Genomic DNA, 19,196 nt, shown 5'->3' with positions numbered 1-19,196 from the left:
TTCGGCAACGTCTTGGAAGGCATTAGAACATAAAATAGACTAGACAGTCCAGTTCAGCCAATTTAGACTAGCAAGTCCAATTTAACTTATTGCTAACAAGCGGTAATCAGCACAGGGAGACGTCATTGCAACAGCGCATCAAGGAAGTTAAAAAACCAAATGCTTCGGGGCCGAAAATCAAATTTACCCAGCCCCAAGGTTCGGGCCGCAGCGCGCTGTTGGCAGCCCTTACCTTGATGTTATGCCTGTCAGCCTGCCACCCACAGCCCGTTGAGCAAAGTGAAACCAAGCCCGCAGTGGTCAGCAGTGCCGCTCTTGTACTCAAGCCAAGTTACACCAAGCTGCAGCAATTCAGTGGCAGCGTGCGCGCCGGCAATACCACAGGCATAGGTTTCGAGCTCCCAGGAAAACTGCAAAAACTCCTGGTAGATACCGGCGATAGAGTCGAGCGAGGACAATTGCTGGCACGGCTGGATACCAGCTTGCTGGAAGCCGAACAGACCGAATTACAGGCGGCACTGGATCAGAATAATGCCGATATCAAACTGGCCCAGGCAACGTTGAAACGCTCACTGGAACTCAGAGCCAAACAATATCTTTCCGAGCAGCAGCTCGATGAACTCAAAGGCAAACTGGCCAGCTTGGAAGCCGGGCACGCCAGGCTGGGAGCCTCACTGAAAGCCAATGAACTTAAACGGCAAAAATCGCTTCTCATCGCCCCCTTCGCCGGGGTGATAGCCGCCAGAGAGCATAATCTCGGTGAAGTCATTGCCCTGGGCAGCCCGGTCTTTACCTTGGTGCAAAGCAACAATTTGCAAGCACTGATAGGGGTGCCGCTGAATATTGCCGAGCAGTTGCAACCTGGTGTAATTCTCAAGCTCAGAGTCGCCGAACACTATTACCAGGCCAAGTTAAAAGGGATCAGCGGCCAAATAAATCCCGTCACCCGCACAGTACAACTCAGGTTTAGTATCGACTCTGCCTCTGAAACCACACCTATCAATGGCGAACTGGCTTATTTGCAGTACCGCCGTGAAGTTCTCCGTGAAGGCTACTGGGTCCCGGTGTCGGCGCTCACCGACGGTATTCGCGGTCTGTGGAATCTGTATGTGCTCAAACAAGATACCGATGGGTTTAAACTGCAGCGCCGTGATGTGGAAATTCTCTATACCGAAAGCGACAACGCCTTTATCAGCGGCGCCATCAGCCCGGGAGAGCAGTTTGTCACCACGGGCCTGCATAAGCTGGTTGCCGGGCAAAGAGTCGCGCCAAGCGCCGCATCAGCAGCAAGAGGTGGACAATGAACCCTCTTATTAAGGCTTTTGTCGAGAATGGCCGCCTCGCCAGCCTATTGATAGCCCTGTTGCTGGTTGCCGGGCTCGGCGCCATATCCAGCCTGCCACGCACCGAAGATCCCCATATCACCAACCGCTTTGCCTCTGTGATCACCAGCTATCCAGGAGCTTCGGCCGAACGGGTCGAGGCACTGGTGACTGAAGTACTGGAAAATGAGCTGAGACGACTGGAAGAACTCAAGCTTGTCCAGTCCACCTCAAGACCCGGGGTCTCGGTGATTCAACTCGAGCTCAAAGATACCGTCACAGCAACCGAGCCGGTCTGGTCCAGAGCCAGAGATCTGCTGGCCGACAGCAGCAACCGCTTGCCGGCAAGTGTCAATCCACCGGTACTCGACGATCAACTGGGTTACGCCTATACCGCCATCATAGGCCTGGGATGGCACGGCGGCGGTGAAGCGCGCCCCGACATTCTCAGCCGTTACGCCAAAGAGTTGCAAAGCAAACTGCGGCTCTTGAGCGGCACAGACTTTGTCAAACTCTATGGCGCGCCGACGGAGGAAATTCTGGTCACGCTGGATGGCGAACGTATCAATCGGCTCGGGCTGACACCGGGAGCCGTTGCCGACATTCTCAATCGCGCCGATACCAAGGTGTCGGCCGGTGAAATCAACAATCAGAGCTTCCGGGCATTGGTGGAGGTTTCCGGCGAGCTGGATTCGCTGGAGCGAATCCGTCAGGTGCCGCTGAAGACCGACCGTTTCGGGCAACTGATCCGCCTTGGCGATATCGCAACAATCAACCGCCAGCCCAAAGATCCGTGGGATAATCTGGCGCTGCTTAACGGTGAGCCCGGTATTATGGTGGCCGCCCGCATGCTCAACAACACCCGGGTGGATATCTGGAGTGAACAAGTGCGCCGGATCACAGCCGAGTTGGAACAAAGTTTTCCCGCCAATATCCGCATGCAATGGCTATTTGAACAGGAAGGCTACACCAACGAGCGCCTGCAGGAACTGCTGTTCAATCTGCTGCAGGGGTTTGTGCTCATTCTTTTGGTGCTGCTGGTGACTGTCGGCATGCGCAATGCGCTTATCGTCGCCTTGTCACTGCCACTGACGGCACTATTTACCCTGGCCTGCATGAAGTTTACCGGCCTGCCCATTCATCAGATGTCGGTCACCGGCTTGGTGGTGGCACTGGGGATCATGGTGGATAACGCCATTGTGATTGTCGATGCCATTGCCCAGCGCCGCCGCGAGGGTATGAGTAAGCTGCAGGCGGTCAACACCACCATCAGGCACCTGTGGCTGCCGCTTGCCGGTTCCACCATCACCACCATGCTGGCATTCGCGCCGATAGTGCTGATGCCTGGCGCCGCCGGCGAGTTTGTCAGTGGTATCGCCATTTCAGTGATCTTTGCCCTGCTCGGCTCTTACCTCATCTCCCACACCCTGATAGCCGGTCTCGCCGGGCGTTTCAGCCGCGCCAGGGACAACAATCGCTGGTATCACCACGGAGTGAACTTGCCAAGGCTGGCCGGTGCCTACCGTCATAGCTTGCAACTGGCACTCAACTATCCGAAAACTGCTGCGCTGCTGATCGGTATCTTGCCGCTGACAGGCTTTGTGGCCTCCGGGCAGATGACAGAGCAGTTTTTCCCGCCTTCGGATAGAAACATGTTCCAGCTGGAGCTCTATCTTTCGCCCCATGCCAGCCTGGCGAGGACAGAGCAAAGAGTCAAACAGCTCGATAGAGAGCTACGCAGTACTGACGGCATAGAAAGCGTCAACTGGATCATAGGCGGGAACGTGCCCTCGTTTTACTACAACCTGACGCAAAAACAGCAGGGCGCCAGCCAATACGCCCAGGCGATGATAACAACCCGCGACTTTCGCACCGCCAATCGCTTAATCCCCGAGTTGCAACAGCAACTGGATAGAGACTATCCGGATGCGCAGATCCTGGTGCGTAAACTGGAACAGGGCCCGCCCTTCAACGCCCCTGTGGAGCTAAGGCTCTATGGCCCCAACCTCGACAGCCTGGCCGAGCTTGGAGATGAGGTGCGGCGACTACTGGCCGAGACCCGGGATGTAATCCACACCCGGGCAACCCTGAGCCCAGGGGCTCCCAAGGTGTGGCTGCAACTTGATGAAGATGCCAGCCTGATGGCTGGCCTGAGTCTGGGAGAAATCGCTTCGCAAATCCATATGTCCACCACAGGCATCACAGGTGGCAGTTTGCTGGAGCAAACTGAATCGCTGCCGGTGAGAGTCAAGCTCGGCGCCGGTGTCGGCGAACAGCAATCCAAACTGTCGCAAATAAGCTTGCTGGCGCCCAATGGCAAATCGATTCCGCTTTCGGCCGTAAGCCAAAGTCATATCAATGCCAGCCGCGGCGCCATTCCTCACTATAATGGCCAGCGGGTTAATATACTCGAAGCCTATATCGCCTCAGGAGTGTTGCCGCAAAAAGTACTGGAGCGGATTAAACCCAAGCTTGCCAAGCTCAATCTGCCCGCCTCCTACCGGATAGAGATAGGCGGTGAGAGTGCCAAACGCGATGAAGCCGTGGGTAATCTACTCTCCAATATCGTCTTGGTAATCACCTTATTGCTGAGCGTATTGGTGCTCTCCTTTAACTCTTTCAGACTCACAGGGATCATTCTGCTCAGCGCCCTGCAATCGGCGGGGCTCGGATTGTTGGCGGTCTGGGCTCTGGGTTATCCCTTTGGCTTTACGGTGATAATAGGTCTGCTGGGCTTGATGGGCCTGGCTATCAATGCCGCCATAGTGATCCTGGCGGAGCTCGAGTCCGAGCCTACGGCGCGCCAGGGCAACACAGACGTGATTCTTGCCGGGGTCATGCGCTGCAGCCGCCATATCGCTTCGACCACAATCACCACAGTGGGCGGCTTTCTGCCGCTGATCCTGGCCGGCGGTGGTTTTTGGCCGCCCTTTGCCATCGCCATTGCCGGGGGCACGGCGCTGACCACCCTCTTGTCTCTGGTTTGGGTACCTGTGGTCTACTCCCTGTGGTTGAAGCCACAGCCCGAGTGTTCTCGCAACTTGCCGCTGAAAAATAAATATTGACCCCAAAAGACAAGCGCGGGCCAGATCGTCGTCGCTATTGATGTTGCGCGTATCGCCCTAGTATCAACCCGCTTGCGCCTCAAACTGCTTTGCAGCGCTTTGTTCGAGCCTCTCCCAAGTCTCTGCGGACAGGAATGTATGTTGCCCCATGAGCAATATTCATCTTTATTGCCAATCTTCTCTTATTAATCATATGGTTATAACCACTTATTTTCCATCATCTGATTTACCCACTTTATGGTTTAACCAACAGCGCAAACAAAGTTGCAAGCGTCATGTAACACATTTTTCGAATATAATATAAAAAACAAAAAGTTATCCTTGCGACACCGCTATAATAAAGCATCTTCTAAAATAAAAGGTCGGGTCCATAGTTAGATTCAGGTCAAAACTTGTTTAACCTGAATGAGATAAAGTTCAACAAACCGGTCAAACAGGAATAACGATAATGAATTACCGCAACTGGCCTATCGCCAAACAGATCGGCACACTGGCTTTTGTGCTGACAATTTTGGTGTTTGGCGTTCTGAGTAGCATCTCCTACCTGACAGCCTCATCTACCCTGAAAGAGAAAGCGATAACCGCCATGGAGCAACAGGTTCATGGGGTCGATGATCTGCTGGCATTGCAATACGAGAGCTTGCTATCCCTGGCTCATCGCAATGCCGATGTATTCAGGGCCATGTATCCGGGCCAATTCCATAAACCGGAAAACAAGACGGTTAGAGTTCTTGGAATGGATACCCCTGCATTGATGCATGAAAAGGAACAGCTCAACTCTTCCCGCAGTAAAGTTGACCGATATGCCAACCTCACCGGCGGTAATGCCACTGTATTCGTTCGTGACGGCGATGACTTCCTTCGTATAGCAACCTCGCTGAAAAAGGCCGATGGCAGCCGCGCGCTGGGGACATATCTAGGCACAAAACACCCTGGCTATCAAAAACTTATTCAGGGTCAGGACTATGAGGGCTATGCCAAGCTGTTCGGCCGCGACTATATGACAGTTTACCGTCCGGTCAAAGACGTTCAGGGCTCGGTGATAGGTATTCTCTACATAGGTTTCGACATTAGCGATTCCCTGGTTCAGCTGCAGCAATCGGTCAAACAGCTTCGCCTGGAGGAAAGTGGCACCTATCTGCTGCTGCGCCGCGCCGACAAAGTGGTAGTGGCTCATCCAAGTTTACCTCAGGGTCAAACCATCACAGAGGCCGATCTGGACGGCATGCCACTTGATGAACTAATGAACAGTGAGGGAGTTAAAAGCTACCTCAATGGCAAAGGTGTGGAGATGATTGCCTACAGTGCCACTATCCCCGGCTGGAACTGGGAGCTTATTGGTCAGGTTAAGGCCGCCGAGCTGAATGAAGAGAGCCAAACTCTGCTGCTAATCAATGCCATGGTCGCCGTGGTTGGCATTTTGGTTATCACTATTTTGCTCTCTGTTGTACTGGTACGCACCGTCAGGCCGTTACAAACTCTGCAACGTCATATGGAAAACCTGGGCAAAGGCGATTTCAGCCAAGCACTGCCAAAACTCGACAGCCGCAGCGAAAACGAAGTGGTGCGGATAAGCAACAGCGTCACCGAAATGACCATGGGGCTCAAGCAACTGCTTCAGGCGCTGCAAGGCTCGGTACAGACGTTGGAATACCAGGCAGAACAAGCCCAGGAAGTCGCCCGTCTCAACGGCGATGAAGCCCAGGCTCTGATGGCTCAAACCGATCAAATCGCAACCGCTATCGAGGAGATGTCCACCTCGATACGCGATGTCGCCAATCACGCCGGAGAAAGCGCCAACCAGAGCCAACAGGTGGACGAAGCCTCCCGCGCAGGTCACCAGCAACTGACTCAGGTAGTACAGGGACTGGAAACTCTCAGCATACAACTGAGTGAAAGCCATATTGCGGTCGAAGGTGTCGCCAAAGAAAGTGAAGCTATTAACACCATTACAGAAGTTATCAATGGTATCGCCGAACAAACCAACCTGCTGGCACTGAATGCCGCCATCGAAGCCGCCCGAGCCGGTGAACAAGGACGCGGTTTTGCTGTGGTGGCCGATGAGGTGCGCACCCTTGCAAGCCGCACCCAGGCGTCGATTTCGGAAATCGGTCAGACCATCACTTCGCTGCAAGCCAAGGTCAAAGATACGGCTATGCGCATGGATCAGAGCCATCAGTTGGGTAATCGCTCCGCCGAGCAGGGAGAGGAAGCCAACAATCAGTTAACTGCCATTGCCCAGCGAATTGCCGATCTGGCCGTATCTGTCAGCAGTATTGCCAGCGCTACCGAACAACAAAGCGCTGTAGCCGAGGAAGTGACCCGCAACCTGCATCAGATAACCGATCTGGCCCGTGAAGGCGATATCCGTGCCACAGAAACAGTCACCTCAGCCAAAGAGCTGACAGAGTTGGCCGCCGCACTGAAAAAACAGATAAGTGTCTTCAAAGTCTGAGAAATGAGGAAGTCTCGGCAAAAGTAAAGGCTGAGAAATGACATGGAAAACACTTGATGCCATAAGCCGCCCAAATAGAGAACCCAGCTAAGCTGGGTTCTCTTGTGTTATAGCAAGGGTTACTGCAACTTCAGTTGCAGTAACCCAGATAAGCGGTCAATCCTTTGCAATGATTATCCAATAATTATCGACTCGTATTCTCAGGGCGTTAACCGAAGAACAAACGCCAAAGCCAAGAGGCGTCCAAATCTTCCTTGCATTGATTGTACTGGGCAGCATAACGACGGGAGCGATTGTCCACCTTATCGGCCACCCGCACCAGCCAGGCCTTGCTGCGGTAACTGCCACGTTTGTAGCCGCCCCAGCCTTCGTGATAATTGAGATACTGGTTACGGGCGTCCCACTTGGACACGCCATTGATCTTATGGCTCTTGTAGATAAACCAGCCCATAAAATCCATTGCATCATCAAAATCGCTGCGACTGGCCCAGCTGTTGCCGGTCTCACGCACATAATCGTCCCAGGTCATGGTCTTGGCCTGGGCATAACCATAAGCGTCACTGGCGCGCCCGATGGGAATGATCCACAAGAAATATTCCATAGGTGGCGCCGCATTATGCTTGAAGGAGCTCTCCTGATACATCATAGCCAAGGGCACATGCACGGGAACGCCCCACTTTTCGCGGGCATCCTTGGCGGCGTTGTACCAAGATCTGTGCTCTTTGAAGATGGCGCAGATATTATCGGGATCTTTGGGAGGCGAAGTGGCGCAGCCGCCCAAAAACAGGGAAGCGGCAATCATAAGCGCCGGGGCAAATTTGGATAACAACTGTTGCTTCACGAGAAATCTCACGGCTTTCAAAGGCCAGGCCTTTGCTTGAACTTGAGCTCAAGTGTCGCCCGAGTCAAACATCAAATGCAACCTGAGCCTCTGAAAAAGTGAGCTTTATTGTGTCTTAGGCAGTTCACATTCATGAACTTCCTGTTGCCAAACCACAGGCTCCCAGTAGTCGGTATCTTTGCCGGTATAGCGCCTGTCGGTATTGAACTTGGCCGCCAGGTGATAACGTTGCCCGGCTTCCACCTGCAACTTAAGTTCCTTGGGTGTGCGGGCCGACAGCCGTACCTTGAGCTCAGGTGAATCTATCAGCTCAGAGACGGTAAAACTGTGTTCACCCGGTGGTAACTGATAGTTGGGTTTAGAGATCACAGGTTGGCCATCAAGATGGGTGACCACCAGGCGATAAAACTGCTGCTCCCGATCCGGCTCCAGATAACCTGAAACCGTACCACATTCGCGCCCGGGCTCAGGAGCACTGGCGCAGGCCGACAGCAACACTGCTGCGGCCGAGATTAACAACAAAGACTTCACTGACTGACTGCTTCCTTGGCTGGTTCATCGGCAAAATACTGAACCAGAAAATCATCAAAACTCAAACCTTCTGCGGCTTCCAACTGCAACTGACTCTCGATTGAGGCCTGGGCTTCAGCTTCAAAAGAAGCCAGCGCCGCGGCACTCAGCGGATAATTCAGCAGCTGCTGCTGATATTCTTTTGCCAATGCCATCACCCAGGCGCCGTGATCCAGCCCCTTTTCCGCCAGGGTCTTCATCACCTGCCCAGACAGGGTTTCATTCGGGTCGATAACGGCTTGATGCCACTTGGCCAGCGCCTGCTGATATTGGTCGTCATCTTTTCCATCGAGCAGCTCGGCCAATTGCTGCAACTCGGCAAACAGAGCTAGCATCCACTGCTCGCGCGCCACAGGCACGCCATTTTGATTCAGCATCAAACCAGGTTTACGCCCTTCCAGCACCACGGCCTTAAGATTGGCGCCTATCTCTTGCTCACCGGCGGCGTCTGTGGTCGCCGAAGGACTCAACAAACAGTAGAGCAGGAACAGATCCAGAAAACGCACCTGAGAGGCTTCAATACCGATAGCACTGAAGGGGTTTACATCCAGCGCCCGCACTTCGATATATTCCACCCCGGCTCTTGCCAACGCCTCGGAGGGTTTTTCACCGCTACGGGTCACCCGCTTGGCGCGAATGGGGGCATAGAACTCATTTTCTATCTGCAACACATTGGCGTTGAGCTGGCGATATTCGCCGTCGACTTTCACCCCTATGTTGGCAAAGTTGTCCGAAGGCATCTTGATAGCGGCACGGATCCCCTGAAGGTAATCCGCCAGCGAGTTATAGCTAATACTGAGCCGCTCCTGTTCCTTGTTGGTGTAACCCAAATCACTCATTCTCAGTGAGGTGGCCCAGGGTAGATACAGGGTGCCAAGGCCCATTTTTTCAAAATCCAGCTCTGTCTGCTGCTCTTTGATGAAAGAGTGGCACAACGCCGGCGAAGCACCAAACAGATAAGGCAGCACCCACACCAAACGACGATAGTTGCGGATAAGGCCGAAGTAACGTTCCGAGATAAAATCACAACGGGAAACCGACTTATCACTCTGGGCATAGAGCAGATCCCAAAGCTCATCAGAAACCGAGAAGTTAAAGTGCACCCCTGAGATGATCTGCATCAAGGCGCCGTATCTGTAGGTCAGCCCCTTGCGATAGAGGGTCTTCATCCGCCCAGCATTGGAACTGCCATATTGGGCAATGGGAATATCCTTCTCGTCGCCCACATAGCAAGGCATGCTCACGGGCCAAAGCTGTTGTCCCTTAAGCTGATTGAGAGTAAAAGCATGGGTTTCGGTGAGGCCGGTGAGCAGCTCATCTATGCTGTGGGTGACCGGCGTAATGAACTCGAGCAACGCCTCACTGTAATCGGTTGTGATCCGCGAGTGAGTCAGGGCCGAGCCCAGAGTTTTGGGGTGACCATCCATAGCCAGGTGCCCGCTGGCATCAATTCTCAAGGCTTCTCGCTCAATCCCACGGCGCATATCCTTAAGTGCGGCGCGACCTTCGGCTCCTTTGAGCATTGCGACAGATTCGGTAAATGACTTCAAATTCTTGTTCTCTGCTTGGGCGGCCTAAGCCTTTATCTGGCCAATAGACCCGGGCATACCTGCTCCGCTTTCATCTTTTGGTATTCAGCACCAAAAGGCACAGGACTGCTCTGTGTGACGGTTGCCCAAAAATAAAGCCTAAGCGGCCTTTCAGGCAAGTGTAATTTAAAAGACACAGGCGGTGATGCCCTTTCAAGCATCACCGCCTTGCGTAGTGGCAAGCGAGTCGTAACCCGCTGCGGTTAAGATCAATATGGGGTCAAAGTGGCCGTTTTACAAGGGCAGATTGATCACTGAATAACCCATTGCCTTAATCCCGGGCTCAATAAGATTTTTATCCCCGACCACCAATATCTGCATGCTGGCAGGATCCAACCATTCTTTAGCCAATTCATTGAGGCTGCCCAGCGTGGCATCATTGATAATCTCATCCTGACGGGCGGTAAAATCATCGCTCAGACCGTACTTCTGGATCATGCGGATAAAACCGGCCTTTTGATAAGGCGTTTCATAATCCAAAGCCTTACCCTGAGAGATGGAGGCCCGCATAAAGTTAAGCTCTTGTGTCGTCATCCCCTTATCATGATAAGCCTTGAGCTCCTTGATAAACTCGGCCAGCGCCTTGTCGGTGACATCACTGCGAACGCTGGCACCCGCTTTGAAGTAGCCCTGCTCAATCCCACCACTGAAGAAGCTGCGGGCACCATAGGTGTAGCCCTTGTCTTCCCTGAGGTTAAGGTTGATACGGCTGTTGAAGGCGCCGCCTAAAGGATAGTTCATCAAGTAAGCCTTGAAGAAGTCGCCCGTGGCATCGTAAGGCAGGGCACGCTTGCCTATGCTGATAACCGACTGGGCCGCTCCCGGCTTATCGATAAGGAATACCACTCCGGGTTTGCCCTCGGGCAGCTCACTCAAGGCCGGCAAAGACACCGCCTGACCGCCCCAGGACTCTAATCCCTTGAGCTTGCCGATTAACTGCTCGCGTGGCAGGTCGGTTACCGCCACCAGTTGAGCGTTACCGGCGCGATACTGCTCCTTATAGAAAGCCTTGATATCATCGAGCGTCAGCTGGCTGACACTCTCAAGCGTGCCGTTATCATTGACACCGAGACTGGTCTGGCTGCCAAACAGCAACTTGCTGAATCCCTCTTCGGCCAGATAGTTGGGATCCGATGCCAGATGTTGCAGGCTCTGCAACTGTTGCTGTTTTACCCGCTCGAAATCGGCTTCCTTGAAGCCTGGCTCAAACAGCCTTTCTTCGACTATTGCCAGGGTCTTATCCAGGTTTTCGGTCAAAGCCGAGATCCGGATGCTGCTTTGATAGCCGCTACTGTCAAACATCACGGAAGATCCCAGCAGCTCCAGCGCCTGGGCCAGTTCTTCACTGCTGCGTTTGGCGCTGGACTCATTAAGCATGGCCGCGGTCAAACCGGCGAGCCCGGCCTTTTCCACCGGCACCAGTCTGTGACCGCCGTTGAGATAGATAACCAGCTCGGTAGTAGGCGTTTCATGGCTTTCGGTGCCCATGACACTGATACCGTTGTTCAGCTGGGCAGACCAAAGCTTGGGCACCTGCATGGAGGGCGCCTTGCCGGCAGCGGGGATCTTACTGCGATCGAAACTGCTGTTGGCACTTACGGCCTGCTGCAACCCGGCAACGGCTTCGGCGGCAACCCTTGGCTCAGGCGGGGTAAAGTTATCGGCCTTGGCCACCAGCGCCTTGGCGCCCATGGGCACAACGCTCATCACCACGCTGGGCTTATCCTTGATGTAGCGCTTGAATACCCGCATCACATCTTCTTTGGTCACAGCATCATAGCGGGCCAAATCTTTGGCTATCTGATTGGGATCACCGGCGAATGTCTGGTTATAGGCCAGGTTGGACACCTTGCCCGACACACTCTGCAGCGAGAAGATACTGTCGGCGCGGAACTGCACCTTGACCTTCTGCAGATCTTCATCTGTGACGCCCCGCTGTTCAAATTCGGCAATCGATTCGCGGATCTTGTCCTCTATCGGCGCCAGTGCTCCGCCCTTGGCCGGATTGGCCAAGGCGTAGATGGACATTTGACAGGCAAGCTCCTGGCAAGGATGACTGACCCCGGCCTGCACCGCATAACCATCTTTCACCAGATTCTTGTAAACCAGCGAGGTCTTGCCGCCTCCGAGAATATTGGCCAGCAGATCCAGCGCAGCCTCATCCTGGTGACGGGCATAAACGGTTGGGAAGGCCATGCGGATGAGTGGCAGATGGACCTTATCTTCCATCGAGATATAGCGGCTCTTGTCCAGCGTTACCAAAGGCTTGGCCTCGTCTGCTACTTCAGGCCCTTTGGGAATATCGCCAAAGTACTTGCTGACCCAGGCCAGTGTTTGCGCGGTATCTATATCGCCGCCTATGGTCAGAGTGGCATTGTTGGGGCCATACCAGCGCTGGAAAAAGTGTCTTACATCGTCAGGCGTGGCGCGGTCGAGATCCTCCGGCCAACCGATAACAGGCCAGGAATAGGGATGACCTGCGGGATAAAACGCCTGATTGAAGCGTTCATTCATCCGCCCATAAGGACGGTTATCGATGCGCTGGGCCCGTTCGTTTTTCACGGTTTCCCGCTGCACTTCAAATTTCTTGTCGGTCAGGGCCGGAAGCAGGTAGCCCATGCGATCCGACTCCAGCCAAAGCATTTTTTCCAATTGATTACTGGGAACAGTTTCAAAATAGTTGGTGCGGTCTGTGTTGGTGGTGCCGTTCAAGGTGCCGCCGGCTTCGGTGACTATCTTGAAATGCTGTTCATCGGCCACATTTTCAGAGCCCTGGAACATCATATGTTCAAACAGATGAGCAAAACCACTGCGCCCCGCCTGCTCTCTGGCCGAGCCCACATGATAGGTCACATCCACATGCACCAGAGGATCAGAATTGTCCTGATGCAGTATCACGGTTAGGCCGTTGGCCAAGCGATACTTGCTGTAAGGGATACCGACTTCACCGGCCTTGGGGGTGACCGACTCGATGAGAGTCACTCCTGCCGGCAGTTGTACCGAGGAAACCTCAGCCAATCCTGTGTCGGTTTGCACTGAGCAACCCGCCAATGCGGCCGAAATCGCCGCCGCCAATAACCATTTCTTCAAAATGTTACTCCTTCAACCGGAAACCAAACTCAAAAACTCATTGCAGCCACTCTAAAGCCAACAACACAATTATCAAATAGCGCAGGCCCTTGCCTGTCAAAATCATCAGAGTGGATTTTGTAAGAGGAAGTTTCATCCAACCTGCTAAAAGGCACAGAATATCGCCAATCAGCGGCACCCAGGAAAGTAACAAGGCCCAATAGCCGTAGCGCTTCAGCAACGCCAGCGCCTGCTTGTGGCGACCGCTGTCGAGTTGCTCGGGCGTGACCGCCTTGCGCCCCAAGAGCCCAAGTAGATAGCTGCTCAAGGCCCCCAAGGTGTTGCCTATAGTGGCGCTAAGCAGCAGCGACCATGCCATCTCCGGCTGTTTGTCCAGCAAAGCCAGCAACAAGACTTCCGAGCCTCCAGGCAGCAATGTCGCCGCCAAAAAAGCGCCGCTGAACATCAGCCAGAGTTCCCACATATGATACCTTCCTGCATACTGCTTGAATCAAAGGCCCGGCCAGGCGGACTTTAAAGATAAATGGATAAATACTGATTTTTTAGTGCTGAAAGATATAAGAAAATGGCGCCCTTGCCCAGCTGAGTCTCAAGAGTTTAAATCATACAATCGCGATAGAAAGCCACAAAACCAGGGGTTAAAACCAGCCCTAAGATAGACAAGGAAAGGAGTCATAAATGCAGGAGCTGAACTTTATTCAATCTGTTCAGGAGCGGGATATTGATTTGATGTTGCTGGAGGAGTGCCACACTTCAATGGCCTTCTGCAATTGGTTGGTTTCCCGGGTATATGAATTCCACCACATCGTAGAGTTTGTCGGCGCCTGGCATTCTGTCATTCACAACCAATACGGCGAGTCGGATCTCGTGGTGATTTTCAAGTCCAATGACGGCTCCCATCAAGCCATTCTTATCGAAAACAAGATAGATGCAACGCCACAACAGCAACAAGGGTTAAGGTATCGCTACCGTGGCGAGCATGGGATAGAACAGGGCTATTGGGTCGATTTTCGCACCTGTCTGTTGGCTCCGCAAAAATACCTGGCATCCAACAATGAGCCCTATGATAAAACCATCGCCTATGAGGAACTCATGGCGTACTTTGTCGCCCAAGGGGCATGGTACCGGGCACGGCTTATGGCCGAGAGCATCAGCAAGCAAAGACGCGGATACCTGCCCAGCATTAGCCCCGAAGTCACAGAATTTGCCAGGAGTTATCTTGAGTTTGCGAAAAGACATCACCCGGAGTTGAACCCGGAACCCCCCAAAAACCGCGCCGCCGGACATTCCTGGCTGCATTTCTACCCGCTACTGCCCAATAAGCAAATCCGCATCGTTCATCAATTGGCAGGAAGCCTGGTCAAAATCATGTTTCTGGGAGCAGCCGAGCAGCTTGATATGCTCACACAAGCCTTCGGTGCATATGCAAGCACAGGACTCATGATCAAACGCTCCGGCAAGTCTGTCGTGATGGAACTGCCTACGCCGCCCATTGACCCTTTTAAAGACAAATTCGAAGATGTCCAACCACAAGTGCAGCAATCCATTGCCCAAGCCAAGAAACTGAGGCAGATGTTAATTCAGGTGCTGGCGGATAAAGGCATTGCAGCGAGCAATATTAAAGCATCTGACTGGTACTCCGTAAGCATCCCAGTCTATGATTAAGCCATATCTCTTTGAATAGTGAGCAATCATGGCCCGTCTTTTGTTTCTGCCTATTATCCTGTCCCTATTCTGGATAGCATTTTTACACTTCAATAGAGTCCCTCTGGCGCAGGGGAAACGCGGTTTTATTTGGATAATTGGCGTCAGTGGCACCTTGATAGCCCTGTTGTCACTGGCCATCTGGCTGACGGCCTGAGCTTTTGATAAGCCCTTGAAATGAGCCTTTGAAATGATTGCTTGAGCTAACCCAGAGAGCACCAAAACCCGCGCGTTGCAGATTGCCCGCTAGCAAGCCTTAAAACCGATAACCGGCGCGGCCACTGGCTACGCCGGTTATTTTTTAACGTCATGGCACTCAGCTATTCAGCGCTTAAAGCACTCAGTTGCCCAATACCGCCAGCAGAATACCGGCAGCGACCGCACTGCCCAGCACACCGGCCACATTGGGGCCCATGGCGTGCATCAACAGGAAGTTTTGCTGATTGGCCTCTAGCCCAACCTTATTCACCACCCTGGCGGCCATGGGAACAGCCGAGACCCCGGCGGCACCAATCAAGGGGTTGACCTTGCCGCCACTGAGTTTACACATAAGCTTGGCCATCAAGACCCCGGCAGCGGTGCCAATGCTGAAAGCCACCGCCCCGAGCAGCAAGATCCCCAGCGTTTCGACCCGAAGAAACTGCTCGGCCGAGAGCTTGGAACCCACCGCCAATCCGAGGAAAATAGTGACGATATTGATAAGTTCGTTTTGCGCCGTGTTGGAAAGTCTATCCACCACTCCGGATTCGCGCATCAGGTTTCCGAGACAGAACATGCCCACCAGGGGAGTCGCTGTCGGCAAAAACAATATAGTCATTCCCAGCACCATAAGGGGGAAGATAATCTTCTCCTTCTTGCTGACTTCCCGTAGCTGTTCCATCTTGATCTGCCGCTCGGCTTCCGTGGTCAAAGCTCGCATGATGGGAGGCTGAATAAGCGGCACCAAGGCCATGTAGGAGTATGCCGCCACCGCAATGGCGCCTAACAAATCAGGCGCCAGTTTGGAGGCGAGGAAAATGGCCGTTGGACCATCGGCGCCGCCTATAATGGCAATGGCACCGGCATCCTGCATACTGAACTCAAACCCGGGTACCAGGTTCAGGGCTATCGCACCAATCAGGGTGGCGAAGATCCCGAACTGAGCGGCCGCGCCCAGCAATAGCGTCTTGGGGTTGGCTATCAGGGCACCGAAATCTGTCATAGCTCCGACCCCCATAAAGATCAGCAGCGGAAAAATGCCGGTATCTATGCCCACGTGATAAACATAGTAGAGCAGCCCATTTTCCTCGGTAAAACCTGCGTTGGGGATATTGGCCAAAATGGCGCCGAAGCCGATGGGCAGCAGTAACAATGGCTCAAACTTGCGTACTATTGCCAGATACAACAGCAAGGCGCCAACCAACATCATCAAGGCCTGTGGCCAGGTAAAATGCGCTATTCCCGTCGCGGACCAAAAAGCGAGTAAACCATCCATAATCGCTCCTTAGGCCAGCGCCAACAGCTTGGTACCAACGCTGACGGCATCGCCTTCCTTGACCAGAATACGACTGACCACACCATCGGCCTGAGCCCGGATCTCAGTTTCCATCTTCATCGCTTCGAGGATGATAACGACATCACCGGCGCGAACGCTGTCTCCGGCGACCACCTGTACCTTAAAGATATTGCCGGAAAGCGGCGCGCTCATCTCCAGTTCCGGGCCAGAGACAGCAGGAGCCTGCACAGGGGAGGCCTGGAGCTCTGCCACCGGCAAAGGCGCTATCTGATTGATATCACCGCCTTCACTGACCTGCACCACAAAGCGCTGCCCCTGTACATCCACGGTATAAACCTCCGGCTGACGACCACCAGCCTTGGTTTGAGTTGCTTGTGGCTGAGGAGCTTCCAACTCTGGCTTAGGTTCAAATGCCGCAGGATTGCCACGGTTCTTAATAAACTGCAGGCCAATTTGCGGGAACAGTGCATAAGTCAGCACATCATCGTCGCGCTCTTCACTAAGGCTCAGGCCTTGTGCCAACGCTTTTTCGGCCAGTTCGGCCCGCAGATGTTCAAGCTCAGGCACGAGCAGATCGGCCGGGCGGCAACTGACAGGCTCGGCCCCCTGCAACACCCGCTGTTGCAATTCACTGTTTACCTTGGCCGGGGTGGCGCCATATTCGCCCTTGAGCACGCCTTCCGTCTCCTTGGTGAGCGACTTATAGCGCTCGCCCATCAGCACATTGATTACTGCCTGAGTACCGACAATCTGAGAGGTGGGGGTCACAAGTGGAATAAAACCCAGATCTTCCCGCACTCTTGGGATCTCCTCGAGCACCAGATCCAGCTTATCCTCGGCGCCCTGCTCTCTGAGCTGGTTTTCCATATTGGTCAGCATGCCACCCGGCACCTGAGCCCGCAGAATGCGTGAATCTATGCCCTTTAGTGCCCCTTCGAAACGGGCATATTTTTTTCTGACTTCACGGAAATAGGCAGCAATCTCCTCCAGCAGCGCTAAGTCATAGCCTGTCGCCCTATCGGTATCTTCAACCATGGCTACCAGAGTTTCTGTGGCACTGTGACCATAGGTTTGACTCATGGAAGAGATGGCCGTATCCAGCACATCGACCCCGGCCTCAATCGCCTTTTGATAAGTGGCAGTCGATAACCCTGTGGTGGCATGGCACTGCATGGTGATCAAGAGATCGGTTTCCGACTTCAAGCGGCTTATTAGCTCAAATGCCTCCATCGGCTTGAGCAAACCGGCCATATCCTTGATACAGAGTGAATGGCAGCCCATATCTTCCAGCTGTTTGGCCATGGTCAGCCAGGTTTGCAGTGTATGTACTGGGCTTGTGGTGTAAGAAATTGTGCCCTGGGCATGGGCACCGACATCAATCACGGCTTTCAGCGCGGCTTGCAAGTTGCGCACATCATTCATGGCATCGAACACCCGGAATACATCGACCCCGCTCTCATGGGCGCGCTCGACAAACCGGGTCACCAAGTCGTCACTGTAATGGCGATAACCCAGCAAATTCTGGCCCCTCAATAACATCTGCTGCGGGGTATTGGGCATGGCCTGTTTCAGCGCCCGGATCCGCTCCCAGGGGTCCTCACCCAAATAACGGATACAGGCATCGAAGGTAGCACCGCCCCAGGATTCCAGGGACCAGAAGCCAACACTGTCCAACTTGGCGGCGATTGGCAACATATCGTCGATACGCATTCTGGTTGCCAATAATGATTGGTGAGCATCCCGTAGGACAACGTCGGTTAATGCTAAAGCTTTACTCATCTTTCTTATCCATCAGATTACGGCAGTTAAGCCTGTTTGCGGTATTGGTGAATGGCACAGCTAATAGCTGCCAACTGTTGCGGCGTGGGCGCACCGGCCTGGGGCGCGACTGTGAATTGCGCCCCTCCCATGCCCTGAGTTTGTGACTGACTCTGTTCCAAATTGGGTTTGGGGGCCAAATAGCGTGCCGATACTCTGATCCCCAAAATCAGCAGCCCCAAGAACAGATAAACCAGCCCCATACCAAGCAGCATAATCCCCACGGCTTCCAAGAGTTGCTCAGAAAGCGACATTATATCTTCCTCATTTTGTTAACAGATTGGCAGGCCTTTTCCTGTCTATGATTTGCTTGGGGCGATAACGCTCACTCCCCCAGGAGCTAACACCAATAATAAATATGCGAAAAAATATGATTTTCTGTCATTAGATGTTTTAGCCTAGCAGGCCAGCCTCTGCCAGACTATGTGACTTAGGTCAAAAACGATAACCAATCTATAACAAACAACCCCTACCAATGTAAATTGGTCATACCAAAATAAATCAATAAAACTTCAAAGAGGATGATGATTCATAAATATTCATCTTGAGTTTTTAAGGAAAAGACAATGACACTATCAATATGAAGTAAAGCTGACATAGAGAATGTCTGTAAGACCAGTGAGCTTCAACATAGAGGCATTATGAATATAAATGGGGAGCCGTTAATTTTATCCGGGTAAGTTCGCTTCCCGCGGTGAAGTTGTCCGTGATGGATTCCCTAAAAATCAATCAGCCCGGTTAGCAGCCGCAGCCTGAAGCAACAGCGAAATGGTAAGCAAAGCAGGTGTAAGGCCCAGAGGAGGACTTTATCGCAAGGCGCAAATGAACCTGTATCTCCGCGGGCAAGTTTTCGGATAAAACACCACAGGAAAGTAATTACAAACGGGTAAGAGTCAGATAGCAAAACGCCCCGCGATTGCGGGGCGTCTTACTTCTTTGCTATTTGGTGCGCATGGAAGGAGTCGAACCTCCGACCGCCTGGTTCGTAGCCAGGTACTCTATCCAGCTGAGCTACATGCGCTTAATCCGGAACTCAGAAAGCTTGGCTCTCAGAGTATAGTAAAGAATGGCGGAGAAGGAGGGATTCGAACCCTCGATGGGAGATAAAGCCCATACTCCCTTAGCAGGGGAGCGCCTTCGGCCACTCGGCCACCTCTCCGCGTAAATTGGTGCGCATGGAAGGAGTCGAACCTCCGACCGCCTGGTTCGTAGCCAGGTACTCTATCCAGCTGAGCTACATGCGCTTA

13 protein-coding genes and 3 tRNA genes are annotated in these 19,196 nt (G+C 53.2%); 5 read left to right on the top strand and 11 right to left on the bottom strand.

Translation table 11 applies throughout. The annotated features are described in order from the left end of the window. Window positions 1-236 precede the first annotated feature (236 nt). From CX650_RS13180 to CX650_RS13170, 3 genes are all read left to right on the top strand, one after another. On the top strand, window positions 237-1,304 hold the full coding sequence (locus CX650_RS13180) for an efflux RND transporter periplasmic adaptor subunit (protein ID WP_101096106.1): 1,068 nt from the start codon (window positions 237-239) through the stop codon (window positions 1,302-1,304). Continuing rightward, window positions 1,301-4,387 carry an efflux RND transporter permease subunit gene (locus tag CX650_RS13175; protein WP_101096059.1) on the top strand — a complete coding sequence of 1,029 codons (3,087 nt, stop codon included), beginning with the start codon at window positions 1,301-1,303 and terminating at the stop codon, window positions 4,385-4,387. The genes CX650_RS13180 and CX650_RS13175 overlap by 4 nt, the downstream gene beginning before the upstream one ends. Before the next feature lie 448 nt (window positions 4,388-4,835). Then, entirely contained in the window at window positions 4,836-6,842 is a 2,007-nt protein-coding gene (locus CX650_RS13170) for a methyl-accepting chemotaxis protein (RefSeq protein WP_039034386.1), read from the top strand. A gap of 208 nt (window positions 6,843-7,050) precedes the next feature. Here the strand turns inward: CX650_RS13170 and CX650_RS13165 are convergent, their stop codons facing one another. The 5 genes from CX650_RS13165 to CX650_RS13145 all read right to left on the bottom strand — a co-directional run bounded on the left by CX650_RS13165 (window position 7,051) and on the right by CX650_RS13145 (window position 13,395). Next, window positions 7,051-7,644 (bottom strand): transglycosylase SLT domain-containing protein, encoded by a 594-nt coding sequence (locus tag CX650_RS13165; protein WP_039034419.1) that lies wholly within the window; start codon window positions 7,642-7,644, stop codon window positions 7,051-7,053. A 144-nt stretch (window positions 7,645-7,788) separates the two neighbouring features. After that, the gene (locus tag CX650_RS13160) at window positions 7,789-8,214 is read right to left on the bottom strand and encodes a hypothetical protein (protein WP_039034387.1); all 426 of its coding nucleotides are present in this window, start codon (window positions 8,212-8,214) and stop codon (window positions 7,789-7,791) included. Beyond that, a complete protein-coding gene (gene gshA / locus CX650_RS13155; RefSeq protein WP_101096058.1) occupies window positions 8,211-9,776 on the bottom strand; it encodes a glutamate--cysteine ligase in 1,566 nt (521 codons plus the stop codon). The genes CX650_RS13160 and gshA overlap by 4 nt, the downstream gene beginning before the upstream one ends. Before the next feature lie 300 nt (window positions 9,777-10,076). Then, a complete protein-coding gene (locus CX650_RS13150) occupies window positions 10,077-12,932 on the bottom strand; it encodes a M16 family metallopeptidase (protein ID WP_101096057.1) in 2,856 nt (951 codons plus the stop codon). A 37-nt stretch (window positions 12,933-12,969) separates the two neighbouring features. Continuing rightward, window positions 12,970-13,395 (bottom strand): YqaA family protein, encoded by a 426-nt coding sequence (locus CX650_RS13145; protein ID WP_071477249.1) that lies wholly within the window; start codon window positions 13,393-13,395, stop codon window positions 12,970-12,972. A gap of 215 nt (window positions 13,396-13,610) precedes the next feature. Between CX650_RS13145 and CX650_RS13140 the strand changes: the two genes are divergently transcribed. Together CX650_RS13140 and CX650_RS20165 are read left to right on the top strand one after the other, a co-directional pair. Then, a complete protein-coding gene (locus tag CX650_RS13140) occupies window positions 13,611-14,597 on the top strand; it encodes a PD-(D/E)XK nuclease superfamily protein (protein WP_189484313.1) in 987 nt (328 codons plus the stop codon). A gap of 28 nt (window positions 14,598-14,625) precedes the next feature. Beyond that, on the top strand, window positions 14,626-14,793 hold the full coding sequence (locus tag CX650_RS20165) for a hypothetical protein (protein WP_167388646.1): 168 nt from the start codon (window positions 14,626-14,628) through the stop codon (window positions 14,791-14,793). A 183-nt stretch (window positions 14,794-14,976) separates the two neighbouring features. Here the strand turns inward: CX650_RS20165 and CX650_RS13135 are convergent, their stop codons facing one another. From CX650_RS13135 to CX650_RS13110, 6 genes are all read right to left on the bottom strand, one after another. Further along, window positions 14,977-16,110, bottom strand: coding sequence for a sodium ion-translocating decarboxylase subunit beta (locus CX650_RS13135; protein WP_101056581.1), 1,134 nt, complete (start codon window positions 16,108-16,110; stop codon window positions 14,977-14,979). Between the two features lie 9 nt (window positions 16,111-16,119). Further along, the gene (oadA, locus tag CX650_RS13130) at window positions 16,120-17,910 is read right to left on the bottom strand and encodes a sodium-extruding oxaloacetate decarboxylase subunit alpha (RefSeq protein WP_101096056.1); all 1,791 of its coding nucleotides are present in this window, start codon (window positions 17,908-17,910) and stop codon (window positions 16,120-16,122) included. Between the two features lie 26 nt (window positions 17,911-17,936). Next, entirely contained in the window at window positions 17,937-18,203 is a 267-nt protein-coding gene (locus tag CX650_RS13125) for an OadG family transporter subunit (RefSeq protein ID WP_101096055.1), read from the bottom strand. 690 nt (window positions 18,204-18,893) lie between these two features. Further along, window positions 18,894-18,970: transfer RNA gene (locus CX650_RS13120), tRNA-Arg, on the bottom strand. A gap of 46 nt (window positions 18,971-19,016) precedes the next feature. After that, window positions 19,017-19,108 (bottom strand) — tRNA-Ser (locus CX650_RS13115). Window positions 19,109-19,116: 8 nt separating this feature from the next. Next, window positions 19,117-19,193, bottom strand: a tRNA-Arg gene (locus CX650_RS13110). Between the last annotated feature and the right edge of the window lie 3 nt (window positions 19,194-19,196).

This window comes from Shewanella indica (assembly GCF_002836975.1).
Lineage (GTDB): Bacteria > Pseudomonadota > Gammaproteobacteria > Enterobacterales > Shewanellaceae > Shewanella > Shewanella indica.
This window is presented reverse-complemented; position numbering and strand designations above follow the sequence as displayed.